The sequence below is a fragment of the Blautia sp. DFI.3.45 genome, from assembly GCF_020593505.1.
Lineage (GTDB): Bacteria > Bacillota > Clostridia > Lachnospirales > Lachnospiraceae > Blautia_A > Blautia_A wexlerae.
This window is the reverse complement of sequence record NZ_JAJDMI010000065.1, coordinates 1-12,467: the sequence shown is the minus strand read 5'-3', so window position 1 is coordinate 12,467 and position 12,467 is coordinate 1. Positions and strand designations below refer to the sequence as shown.

The window sequence follows — 12,467 nt, the reverse complement described above, 5'->3', positions numbered from 1 at the left end:
GTCAGTATCCTATTTTCATTATAGGCTGAGATAAGCTTTCATGATTCGTTGACAACTGAATAAAGCAGACAGATACGTTTGTGAGATAGCGAGCCACGGGGACTGTACGCCACGACCTTTCCAAAAGAAAGCGAGCGACCCACGCAGTGATCCGAGAGCGACTGTTGGAAAAGTCGTTTTGCCATGACCTATCCTCACAGAATAATGATACGTCCGCATGGTGCGGTTCTGCCCACAAGAATGGGAATAGTTGAGATACTAATGGAGCTTTCCAAAGCCGTCTGTCTGCTTGTAAAAAAACAACACACAGTAAAGGGGGTGCATAGATTATGAACAATACTGATGTGCCTATCTGGGAAAAATATACGCTGACGATTGAAGAAGCGTCTAAATACTTCCGCATTGGCGAAAAAAAATTGCGTAAATTAGCCGAAGAAAATATTGACGCTGGCTGGGTTATCGTGAACGGTAATCGTATTCAGATTAAGCGAAAACAATTTGAAAAAATCATAGATACATTGGACGAAATCTAATGTCATTGAGCCGTAGATATGGTATAATAAAGTATAGCGTATCACGGCTCATTCCATGACGGAAAGGAGCTTTACACTATGTCTAATGTAAAACGAAAAGACAGTAAAAATCGCAATTTGCGTAATGGAGAGAGCCAGCGAAAAGACGGAAGATACGTTTATAAATATACTGATATATACGGAAAGCCACAATTTATCTATTCTTGGAAACTTGTACCGACAGACAAGACACCTGCTGGAAAGCGTGATGATATTTCATTGAGGGAAAAAGAAGCACAGATAAAAAAAGACCTTAACGACAGTATCGACACAGTCGGCGGTAAAATGACAGTCTGCCAGCTTTACGAGAAAAAGAACAGCCAAAGAAAGAACATCAAGAGGGCTACCGAAAAGGGACGACAGTATCTTATGAACGCTCTGAAAAATGACCCATTGGGTATGAGGGCGATTGATACTGTTAAGCAGTCGGACGCTAAAGAATGGGCTATCAGAATGAGTGAAAAAGGATATGCCTATAAAACAATTGATAACTATAAGCGTTCCTTGAAAGCGTCATTTTACATGGCGATACAAGACGACTGTATCAGAAAGAACCCATTTGAATTTAAGCTAAGTGATGTTCTGGAAGATGATACGGAGCAGAAAGTTATCCTTACACCAGAGCAGGAAGAACGCCTGCTTGCCTTTATGGAAAAGGATAAGATTTACAGCAAGTATTATGATGAGGTTGTGCTTCTGTTGGAAACGGGACTTCGTATTTCTGAATTTTGCGGACTGACGACGCATATTGATATGCAGAACAAAATACTCAATATAGACCACCAGTTATTGAAAGACAGCGAAATCGGCTACTATATTGAAACTCCAAAAACCAAAAACGGAAAACGGGAACTTCCATTGACAGAACGGGCTTATCAAGCAATCCAAAGAATACTAAAGAACAGAGGAAAGGCACAACCGCTGATTGTAGGTGGTTACAGCAATTTCCTATTCTTAAACCGTGAGGGCTTGCCTAAGGTTGCAGGAAACTATGAGGGTATGGTGCGAGGGCTGATTAAGAAGTATAACAAATATCACACGGACAAGTTACCGAACATCACACCACATTCATTCCGACATACTTATTGTACAAATATGGCAAACAGAGGAATGAACCCAAACACCCTGCAATATCTCATGGGACACGCCAACATAACCATGACACTTGGCTATTACGCACACGGTACATTTCAATCTGCAAAAGCAGAACTGGAAAGACTGGCTTGTTAATATCGGAGCGTATATTTACTACTCATTTACTACTTTTGGTTGCATTTTCATGCTGGTAAATGCCAGCTTATGCAAGGTATCTTCCGAAAAGAAAATACCGATAAAGCCCTAAAATACGGGATATATCGGCATTTACCAACTTATGAAAAGATAATCAGAAATTTAGTAAGTTTTTGTTATAAACATTTTCTTTTTTTACACGAATTTTATACTTCGTGTGCTATGATAAAACTATAAATCTAGAAATTCAAAAAGGAGACTATCATGCACATTTTAATTATAGAAGATGAAGAACAGCTCTGCCGTTCCATGGCAGAGGGGCTCCGCATGGACGGATACGAAACAGATACCTGCTTTGACGGAGAAGAGGGACTGGAATTATGTATGACAGAGAATTACGACCTGATCCTTCTGGATCTGAACCTGCCGGGAATTGACGGTCTGGAAATCCTGCGTCAGTTCCGTACCTTCAATACCAATACTCCTGTTCTCATACTCTCCGCAAGAGTACAGATCCAGGATAAGGTAGAGGGGCTGGATCTGGGAGCCAACGATTACCTCACCAAGCCATTTCATTTCGAAGAGCTGGAAGCCCGCATCCGCAGCCTTACCCGACGCAAATTTATCCAGGAGGATGTCTGCCTGAGATGCAGCCGCATTACCTTTGACACACGTACAAGAGAAGCCAGTGTAGATGGCACGCCTCTGGCTCTCACCAGGAAAGAAAGCGCACTTCTGGAATATTTTCTGCTTCACCGCAACCGGATCATCAGCCCTGAGGAAATGATCGAGCATCTCTGGGACGGCAGCGTGAACAGCTTCAGTAATTCCATCCGGGTGCATATTTCTTCTTTAAGAAAAAAACTGCGAACTGCCCTTGGATATGATCCTATACAAAATAAGATTGGACAGGGATATATTCTGGAAGAATAAAAATCATTCATATCTGTACAATAAATATTTTCAGATTTCAAATACTACTATGTCATTATAATGAAACGAAAGGATTTATCTATGAAATTTTATTCAGAAAAACTTTCCCCCCGCAGGCTCTCTCTCCAGTGGCGGCTCACATTGCTGATCTCCGGGCTGGTTATCACAGCCTGTGCACTGATGTATTTCTTCATCAGCCGTTCTGCTGTGACCGGCCTGGAAGGGATCTCCGACTATGTGGTTCTGGTCACCCCCGATAATTCAAACCCGATCTCCATCAATGTAGATCCAAAAATCCTCATCCCTGATCTGGAAAACCAGATCCAGAATACCAAAAACAATTTTTTGTTCCAGAGCATGATTGCCACAGGTATCATTATTCTTCTCAGCAGTATCTGTACCTGGTTTGTCACCAGAAGAGCCCTGGCTCCTCTGCGCAGATTCAGCGACAGGATCAGCCAGGTACAGGCACAGAATCTGTCTGAGCCGCTGGAAGTCCCACTCTCAGAGGATGAGATCTCACGTCTGACCAGATCCTTTAATGACATGCTTGCCCGTCTGGACAATGCCTTCTCTGCACAGAAACAGTTTGTGGCAAGTGCAGCACATGAGCTTCGCACACCCTTAGCTGTAATGCAGACAAATCTGGAAGTTTTTTACAAAAAACCGGAACACGCACCCCAGGAATACGACAGGCTTTTCACCATGCTTCAGGAACAGACCGGACGGCTTTCCCATCTTGCAGAAATCCTGCTGGACATGACAGGTCTTCAGACTGTAGAGCGTTCTGACACAATTTCCCTTGCAGCACTCACAGAAGAAGTTTTCTGCGATCTGGATCCGGTTGCAGACAAGCATCAGATCCGGCTTATTCAGACAGAAGGTGACTGTACTGTTACAGGCAGCTATATCCTTCTGTACCGCGCAGTCTATAATCTGGTTGAAAATGCGATCAAATATAACCGGCCTTCCGGTTCCGTTACTGTAAACATTCATTCTGCAGAATCTGCAGTCCTGGAGGTAACTGACACAGGCATCGGTATCTCCCCTGAAAATCAGGAAAAAATCTTTGATCCCTTCTACCGTGTGGACAAATCCCGCAGCCGCGCCATGGGCGGTGCAGGTCTGGGGCTTGCTCTTGTAAGCGAGATTGCCAGACAGCACAACGGCCAGGTAAAAGTAACCCAGAGCAGCGAAAAAGGCAGTACCATTGCCCTGATACTGCCTAAATCAACTGACTATTGATTTTTTCTCTTATTTATTTTTTTCCAGAATCTGAATCAGTTTCTGTGTATCTTCCATAGTAGTAGCCCAGCTTGTGGCAAAGCGGATCACAGAGTGTGTCTCATCATACTTCTCCCAGAATCCGAACTCCACATCCTGGGCTATTTTTTTCATTACCTCATTGGACACAATACAGAATATCTGATTGGTGGGAGTATCCAGAGAAAGCTGATATCCATACATCTTCAGTGCATCCTTGATCTGCTCTGCAGCTTCCATTGCAGGTTTGCCGATCCGCAGGTACAGCCCGTCCGTAAACAGCTCACCAAACTGGATTCCTGCGATCCGTCCCTTGGCAAGCAATGCTCCATGTTGCTTGATGATCGTAAAGAAATGAGGAATCCGTCCTTTCTGCGGTATAACCACTGCTTCTCCAAACAATGCTCCGCATTTGGTTCCTCCAATGTAAAATACATCGCTAAGTTCTGCCAGATCAGTGAGAGTCACATCATTCTCCGGGCTTGCCAGTGCATAGGCAAGGCGAGCGCCATCCACATAAAGGGGAAGATGATTTTCCCGGCATACTTTGCTGAGAGCTGCTAATTCTTCTCTGGAATACAGGGTACCATATTCTGTTGGCTGGGAAATATATACCATCCCGGGCATTACCATATGCTCATAATTGGCATCATCATAGAAATCCTTCACCAGCTTCTCAATCTGCTGTGCAGAGATTTTTCCATCTTTCTGCGGTACTGTCAGAACCTTATGTCCACCAAATTCAATAGCGCCAGATTCATGGGTTGCAATATGACCTGTATCCGCAGCCACAACTCCCTGATAGGATTTCAAAAGTGCATCGATCACTGTGGCATTGGTCTGTGTTCCACCAACCAGCAGAAATACATCTGCCTCCGGTGCATTGCAGGCTTTTCTGATCTTTTCTTTCGCATCTTCTGTGTATGGATCCTGACCATAGCCCACTGTTTTCTCCAGATTTGTCTCCATCAGCTTTTTCATGATCGCAGGATGTGCACCCTCCATGTAGTCACTGGCGAAATATAAACGTGATTCTGTATTTTCCATTTTTATCGTTATGTCCTTTCACTGCACTATTTGCGCATTTGACTTTTTTATTCATAGCTTCTGTTCTGTACCGGAACGCTATTCATTCTGTTACTCTATTTTTCTTAGCATTTCTCCCATCTGCTCTTCTGGCTTTCACAGATGGAGTTCCACTGACAATTCCCACAGATTTCTTTCCTCTTTCCTGATGCCAGGATTTTCTTTTGAACAACATCTGTAAAATCATCAAATTCCATAATCTGTCCATTTTCCAGACCGCACAGTTCCAGCACTGCATTGTCATATGCTTCTACAAGCGAAAAGGAAGAACAGCATCCTTTTTCATTATTGGGACAGGCAGAACAGATCTCGTCTGTATCTGCATGAAGCTGTATCTTTGCTCCCTTCTGGAAAATATCCAGCATTTCCTGCATATGTGCGGAAAACCCATTACTGTATCCCTCACCCTTGAAATATGCAAGGCACATTCCATGGTGAGGGCGTAGTGGAATATTTTTTATAAAAGACATCTTTGTGCACCCTTCTCCTTAATTTTTTAACATATTAGATACTTTAACACAAAGCGTTTTTATTGACAACTTTTTTAATTTTATAGTTTACAATCCAATAATTCTATATACTGGTCGGATTTCATCAGACTTACTGGATAAAATCAGAAAAATCCTTTTTTACTTTTTCTTCATTTACCAGCCTTAGCTACCCTCATATTATAAAGAAAGGTACCCAATGATGCCAGAATAATCAGCACATATCCTGTAACGCTGTACTTATCCGGAATCTCTCCAAACAGGATAAATCCCAGCATCGTGGCAAAAATAATCTGCGAATAATCAAAAATGGAAATCTTCCCTGCAGGTGCATAGGTGTATGCAGCCGTAATCGTAAACTGTCCACCCGCTGCGAATAATCCTGCCATCAGCAATGTCACAAGCTGCTTCATATTCATGGGTGTGAAATGGAACAACATCCACGGCACAACCGACAAACAGGAGAAAAATGAAAAATAAAACACGATAACCGGTCCCTTCACTCCGTGAGTTCCCAGTACACGCACCATCGTATAGGCAATTCCTGCCCCCAGTCCACCGCAGACTCCTATCAGTGCCGGAACAAGTGCCGCATTCTGAAATCCCGGTTTCACTACAAATAAACATCCTATAAACGCCAGCGCAACACACGCAGCCTGCACCGGTCTGATCTTTTCCTTTAACAAAAGGAATGAAAAAATAATCGCAAAAAACGGAGATAACTTATTCAGAATCGATGCATCTGCCACCAGAAGATGATCAATTGCGTAAAAGTTACACAGAATCCCCAGTGTCCCGCACACACAACGCAGGATCAACGGTCCCCAGTATTTCTTATCCACCTTCGGCACTGTACGATTTTTACAGAGAATCACCGCTGCAAACACCGCCGCCACCAGATTCCGGAAGAAACTCTTCTCCACAGACGGCAGATCACCTGCCAGACGTACACTCACATTCATACAAGCAAAGAAAAACGCCGACAGGATGATCATTATCATACCCTTTATGTAATTTTCCTGTTTCATCAGATTTAACCTGCCTTTCTGTCCATGCAGACAGCTTCTTTTTATCATATGCTGTCTGTCATCTACCTGTTAATCATAGCACGGACAATCGTTTTAGTACAAATAGATTTTTTATTTCAATTCGTCCTAAGCCATGATATGTTACTGTTCACTCCGTTCTCAGTAACACGCTTCGCGATGCACAGAATTTATGCTAATCGCATAAATTCGCGCGGTATATCTCGGGTTTTCTGTGACCTTCGCTCACAAAAAACACCTCGCGGGATATTACCAGTGAACAGTAACCATGATATACTATAAGAGCTATCGAACCTCCAGCAGAAAGGAGGTGAGTTTCATGGAAGAAATTCTCGTCACATTTCTTGTCTCTGTTTTAGCAGGCGTAGTTAGCTACTACATATGCAAATGGCTGGACGGCAGACACTAGACAGCAACAGCCCAAACGGAACAGCTCACCGTAACGAGCAAGAAAGCCCTCAGAGCTGCAACTCTGAGGGCTTTTATTTCTTTAGTTCGCTTCATGGAATCTCGTCACATTCCTTAGCTACTGTTAGTATATGCTGAAAAAAATAAAAAGTCAACTTAAAAATAATATTAGGTAGTGTAAATTTACGTTACTGTTCACTCCGTTCACAGTAACGTAGCCAAAATTCATTCCAGATTGCCTGCGGCAATGGAATTTTGGCTTGTATGTCTCGGGATTTTGGCATATTCATGCCAAAACACCTCGCGGGACAGTGGCGTGTGAACAGTAACAAATTTACTGTAGAAAATTTACCCTGCTTTTACATCCCATTGACTTTTCCAAAAGCTTGTGTTACTCTAAAGCGTGTTTGAAAATTGTAACGCACATCTTGCGTAAAGCATTTTTCAAATACGCTCTAACAAAAGAAAATCTGCATAATGGATAATAACAACGGGAGCCTGTGGGACAGGCTGAGAGGAAGATAGATCTTCGACCGCACCTGATATGGATAATGCCAGCGTAGGGACTGTATTTGTATATTAAAATCTGCCAGTGTGTTATTCCGGCAGATTTTTTTGCAGGATTTTATCTGCTTCCTGCACAACTGATAATGTCTGCTTCGGCAGACCAAATCTTCATTTCAAGGAGGTTCATTATTATGAACACAGACAGATCAAAAACACTCAGAATGGTCATGCTCGCCATGATGGTTGCCATCGGCGTTGTCATCTCACCTATTCTGAGAATCGAGGGTATGTGCCCTACTGCACACCTGATAAACATCGTCTGTTCCGTACTTCTGGGACCGTGGTATTCATTGCTTTGTGCCACTCTCATCGGAATCATCCGAATGATGTTTATGGGTATCCCGCCACTTGCACTGACAGGTGCCGTATTCGGCGCATTTTTATCAGGCGTTTTCTACCGCGCTTCTCATGGAAAGATTATCTGCGCAGTGATCGGTGAAATCTTCGGAACCGGTATCATCGGCTCTCTGGTTTCCTATCCTGTAATGGCATTTCTTATGGGCAGAAGCGGACTGAACGCATTTTTCTATACACCAATGTTTCTGGCAGCAACCTGCATGGGCGGCACCATTGCCTATTTCTTCCTGAAGGCCTTAAGTCACGCAGGAATGCTTGCCAAATTTCAACAAAGCCTTGGAGCAAAAGTATATGATCGTAAATCAGACAAATCCCAGACAATTAACCAGAGCAGCACAGCCGCTGATTCATTGCATCACTAATCCGATTTCTATTCATGACTGTGCGAATATTATTCTGGCGGCCGGAGGCCGCCCGATTATGGCAGAACATCCGGCAGAAGTAGCTGAAATCACCAGAAGCTCTCATGCACTGGCACTGAATCTTGGAAATATCACTGATGCACGTATGAAATCCATGCCTGAATCTCTGAAAATCGCTGCCAGTCTCCACATACCCGTTATGCTTGATCTGGTAGGAACCGCCTGCAGCAATCTGCGCTATGAATTTGCGCAGAAGCTTATGAACATCCACATGCCCGAACTCCTTAAAGGAAATATGTCTGAACTTCTTGCCATATCCGGACAGACTGCACATGCAATCGGAATTGACGCAGGTGTACAGGATGTGCTTACAGATGCCAATCGTTCCCATCTGAAAGAACTTTTCCAGGAAAAAGCTTCCCAATGGAATACCACACTTCTTATCACAGGCAAGGAAGATATGATCGTCTCCGCCAGTAAGTGTGAATTTATCACAAACGGTACTCCTGCCATGTCACAGATCACAGGAACCGGATGTATGCTTGGAATGATCTGTGCCACCTATCTGGCAGTTACAGACCCATTTACAGCTGCCGTCTCAGCAGCCAGAGAATTTGGCACAGCAGGAGAAAGAGCAGAGAAAAACAGCTCCGGACCCGGAAGCTTCCAGACAGAGCTGTTCGATCAGTTTTACAATCTTTTATAATCTACAGTTTATCAATAATTTTTTTCATAAAAAAGTTCCCGTCAGACAATATGGACAAATTTCTTCCATATCATCTGCGGGAACTTTTTTATACTATTTCCGCACTGCGCATTTTTCCCAGTTCTCGTCTCGCAAACACAATCGCCAGCGCAAATGCCGCTGCATCTGCGATCGGTCCTGCATACATCACTCCATCAATTCCCATAAACAACGGGAAGATAATGATCAATGGCAGAAGAAAAATCACCTGTCGTGTCAGAGACATTACAATACCCAGCTTCGCCATACCGATAGAAGTAAAGAAACCGGAAGATACCGGCTGGATACCGTTTGCAAAGGTCATAAACATAAATATTTTCAGATAACGTTCTGCAAACTGAAAATACAGATCACTTCCTGTTCCGAAGATACCCACGATCTGGTGTGGAAATATCTGGAAACAGAAAAAAAATATCGTTGCAATTACTGTACAGGCAGTTACAGAATAACGGTATGCCTGTCTTACTCTGTCATATTTCTTTGCTCCGTAGTTAAATCCCCAGATTGGCTGACTGCCCTGAGAAATACCAATACAGATTGCCATAAACACCATATTGACTTTGGAGATAACACCTACACAGGCAATGGGAATATCACTTCCATATACGGAATTTGCTCCATAATAACGCAGAATATTATTTAATACGATCTGCACGATCGCCATGGCAATCTGATTAATGCAGGATGCAAGTCCCAGAGAAATAATTGCTTTAAGATATGACAGCTTTGGTTTCAGCATCCCACCGGACAGATACATTTTGCGGAACTTACAGAAGTACACAATTACCAGAACTCCGGAAGCAACCTGTCCGATCACTGTTGCCCATGCAGCACCCTTAATTCCCCATCCGAATCCAAAAATAAACAGCGGATCCAGAATAGTATTGATGATCGCACCTATCATAATACAGACCATAGAATAAGTCGGACTTCTGTCTGCTCTGACCACATGATTCCCGCCGACAGACAAAATATAAAATGGAAGTCCAAATGCAGTAATACCTGTATAATCAACAGCATAAGGCATAACATCTGCAGTTGCCCCGAACAATGTCAGAAGTGGTTTCAGGAACATCAGTACAATCACAGCAAGTATCAGACCACTGATTGCCAGTGACGACAACGCAGTACCTGCAATCCCGCTGGCTTTCTTCTCCTGTCCTGCCCCCATTTCCAGATTATAATTTGATGCACCGCCAATTCCCAAAAGCAATGCCAGCGCAGTTGCGACCGTTGTAACAGGAAACGCCACATTTGTGGCTGCATTTCCCAGCATCCCCACACCCTGTCCAATAAAAATCTGATCCACGATATTGTACATCGCACTGACCAGCATACTGATGATCGCAGGAATCGCAAACTTCACGATCAATCCACCTACCGGTGCTATACCAAGCGGATTCTGTGCCTGCGAATTTATCTCCTGCGTACTTTGATTATCTTTTTCCAAGTAAACTCCATCCTCTCTCTACATATTCGATATAATTTCTGTCACTGCTATTTTGTAATAAAACACTTTTCAGGATAATCTCTATTATTTCCCTGCCCCACTATACCGTATCATTTACTTTAACATTTATTCTCTTTCCCTGCAACGTAAAAAGCATACCGACTCTTTCTGAATTTTTCAAAAGTTTACATACTTTTTGTCCTTTTTCTATCCGGTATCTCCTTGGAATCATTCCATATCGCTTCTTAAACTGCCGGAAAAAATAACTCTGGTTTTCATAACCGACACCCAAAGAAATTTCTTCAATAGACAAATCTGTCTGCCTCAACTGTCGCTTTTCATGGCTTTAGAATAACAAAAATAAGGACAGTTTTTCAGATTCTTATTAGACTGAAAAACTGTCCTTATTTTCTATTTATATCTCTACACCGAACAACTGCTCTGCAGTTTCGGTTAAAACCGCGTAGGTTTATTCACATACTTTGCCTTATACTTAGAATACACAATCGTCTGGTCCTTATACAGTCCATAGTATCCTGAAGCCGCATAACTGATAGAAACAGCAATCAGATAAAAAGGAACTCCCTTAAATCCAAACATTTCAAATGCGATCAGAATTGATGTGATCGGGCAGTTTGTCACTCCACAGAATACCGCCGTCATTCCACATGCAGCACAGATAGATGGCGAAAATCCCAGCCAGTTTCCCATCACACATCCTAATGTAGCTCCTATACAGAACGAAGGAACAATTTCCCCGCCTCGGAATCCTGCACGCATTGTCAATGCAGTCAGTACCAGTTTCCAGAAGAAGTCCAGAGGTCTTGCCTGTCCTTCCTCCACTGCCTTCTCAATCAGCTCTGCACCTGCGCCCATATAATCTGAAGTTCCCAGAAGTAATGTAATTCCAATCACCAGACAGGATCCCACAACTACACGCACATATGGATTCTTAAACCACCTTCCATATGCTCCGGCAACTCCATTCAGCACCATACAGAATACAATACTAATCACTGCACATCCAACAGCGATAGCACCCATTTTCAAACCCGTTTCAATAGTCAGCTTCGGAATATCCACTACATGAAAAGTCTCCGGTGTAACTCCCATTCCTGCCGCAAATCCGGATGCAACCAGGGAAGCAATCATACAAGGCATCAAAGCTGTATAATACATCACTCCTACACTGACTACCTCCAGTGCAAAAACAGCCGCAGCCATCGGTGTTCCAAACAATGCAGAGAATGCTGCACTCATACCACACATAACAATTACATGTCGGTCTTCCTCATCCAGATGAATCCAACGTCCAAGCTGATTGGCAATACTTCCACCAAGCTGTATTGCCGCACCTTCACGTCCTGCAGAGCCACCTGCCAGATGCGTAAGTGCTGTAGAAATGAAAATCAGAGGTGCAGATAAAATCGGCACATCGTCCTGTGATCTCACAGTAGAAAGCACCTGATTCGTACCTCCATCATCCTTACCAAATTTCTCATACAGGTATACAATAATTAATCCCATCACCGGAAGCAGATAGAACATCCATTCATTTTCTTTCCTGCAATTTGTCACACTCTTCAGCACAAAAGAAAACAGTGTACTCGCCGCTCCTGTAATACATCCTACAAGTACCGCGATCATCAGCCATTTTACAAGATTTCCCACATCACGCTGAATCTCACTACTATAATATTGAAGCTTTTTTTTCAGTAAGCTTTTCGCTTCCGTACTTTGTTCTTCCGTGTCATTCTCCTGATCTGCACGCTTTTCCTCTTTCTCCATTTCCCCCTCTTACCTTTCCTTATTATTTTACATACAAATTTGCTATTTCTATTTTAGCATACATTTTCCATATCTGCCAGAAAGATAAGACAGAGAAAATAAAGGTTATTGGAATTATATGTTACTGTTCACTCCGTTCACAGTAACGTAGCCAAAATTCATTCCAGATTGC

The 12,467-nt window shown here is 43.0% G+C and carries 12 protein-coding genes and 1 riboswitch; of the genes, 6 read left to right on the top strand and 6 right to left on the bottom strand.

Features of this window, described 5'->3' with window-relative positions:
* The first annotated feature begins 329 nt into the window (after positions 1-329).
* The 4 genes from LJE09_RS15675 to LJE09_RS15660 all read left to right on the top strand — a co-directional run bounded on the left by LJE09_RS15675 (position 330) and on the right by LJE09_RS15660 (position 3,980).
* Complete coding sequence (locus LJE09_RS15675; RefSeq protein ID WP_004613735.1) at positions 330-533, top strand: excisionase; 204 nt, start codon at positions 330-332, stop codon at positions 531-533.
* A gap of 78 nt (positions 534-611) precedes the next feature.
* Entirely contained in the window at positions 612-1,802 is a 1,191-nt protein-coding gene (locus LJE09_RS15670) for a site-specific integrase (RefSeq protein ID WP_006857094.1), read from the top strand.
* A gap of 264 nt (positions 1,803-2,066) precedes the next feature.
* The gene (locus tag LJE09_RS15665) at positions 2,067-2,735 is read left to right on the top strand and encodes a response regulator transcription factor (RefSeq protein ID WP_008705442.1); all 669 of its coding nucleotides are present in this window, start codon (positions 2,067-2,069) and stop codon (positions 2,733-2,735) included.
* An 81-nt stretch (positions 2,736-2,816) separates the two neighbouring features.
* Complete coding sequence (locus tag LJE09_RS15660; RefSeq protein WP_227311535.1) at positions 2,817-3,980, top strand: sensor histidine kinase; 1,164 nt, start codon at positions 2,817-2,819, stop codon at positions 3,978-3,980.
* Positions 3,981-3,989: 9 nt separating this feature from the next.
* Here the strand turns inward: LJE09_RS15660 and LJE09_RS15655 are convergent, their stop codons facing one another.
* The 3 genes from LJE09_RS15655 to LJE09_RS15645 all read right to left on the bottom strand — a co-directional run bounded on the left by LJE09_RS15655 (position 3,990) and on the right by LJE09_RS15645 (position 6,600).
* On the bottom strand, positions 3,990-5,045 hold the full coding sequence (locus LJE09_RS15655) for a threonine aldolase family protein (RefSeq protein ID WP_227311534.1): 1,056 nt from the start codon (positions 5,043-5,045) through the stop codon (positions 3,990-3,992).
* A gap of 104 nt (positions 5,046-5,149) precedes the next feature.
* On the bottom strand, positions 5,150-5,554 hold the full coding sequence (locus tag LJE09_RS15650; RefSeq protein ID WP_008705446.1) for a DUF1284 domain-containing protein: 405 nt from the start codon (positions 5,552-5,554) through the stop codon (positions 5,150-5,152).
* Positions 5,555-5,724: 170 nt separating this feature from the next.
* On the bottom strand, positions 5,725-6,600 hold the full coding sequence (locus LJE09_RS15645; protein WP_227311533.1) for a DMT family transporter: 876 nt from the start codon (positions 6,598-6,600) through the stop codon (positions 5,725-5,727).
* Positions 6,601-7,506: 906 nt separating this feature from the next.
* A riboswitch (TPP riboswitch) is annotated at positions 7,507-7,610 on the top strand.
* Between the two features lie 114 nt (positions 7,611-7,724).
* On the opposite strand from LJE09_RS15645, the gene thiW reads away from it, so the two are divergent.
* Together thiW and thiM are read left to right on the top strand one after the other, a co-directional pair.
* Positions 7,725-8,312: an energy coupling factor transporter S component ThiW gene (gene thiW / locus LJE09_RS15640; RefSeq protein ID WP_118409701.1), complete on the top strand. Its 588-nt coding sequence runs from the start codon at positions 7,725-7,727 to the stop codon at positions 8,310-8,312.
* The gene (gene thiM, locus LJE09_RS15635) at positions 8,242-9,018 is read left to right on the top strand and encodes a hydroxyethylthiazole kinase (protein ID WP_118633915.1); all 777 of its coding nucleotides are present in this window, start codon (positions 8,242-8,244) and stop codon (positions 9,016-9,018) included. The genes thiW and thiM overlap by 71 nt, the downstream gene beginning before the upstream one ends.
* An 88-nt stretch (positions 9,019-9,106) precedes the next feature.
* Here thiM and LJE09_RS15630 read toward each other — a convergent pair whose 3' ends face one another.
* From LJE09_RS15630 to LJE09_RS15620, 3 genes are all read right to left on the bottom strand, one after another.
* Positions 9,107-10,507 carry an MATE family efflux transporter gene (locus tag LJE09_RS15630; protein ID WP_255601812.1) on the bottom strand — a complete coding sequence of 467 codons (1,401 nt, stop codon included), beginning with the start codon at positions 10,505-10,507 and terminating at the stop codon, positions 9,107-9,109.
* A gap of 100 nt (positions 10,508-10,607) precedes the next feature.
* On the bottom strand, positions 10,608-10,835 hold the full coding sequence (locus LJE09_RS18915; protein ID WP_081703326.1) for a helix-turn-helix domain-containing protein: 228 nt from the start codon (positions 10,833-10,835) through the stop codon (positions 10,608-10,610).
* A gap of 125 nt (positions 10,836-10,960) precedes the next feature.
* Complete coding sequence (locus tag LJE09_RS15620; protein WP_118409697.1) at positions 10,961-12,295, bottom strand: chloride channel protein; 1,335 nt, start codon at positions 12,293-12,295, stop codon at positions 10,961-10,963.
* Between the last annotated feature and the right edge of the window lie 172 nt (positions 12,296-12,467).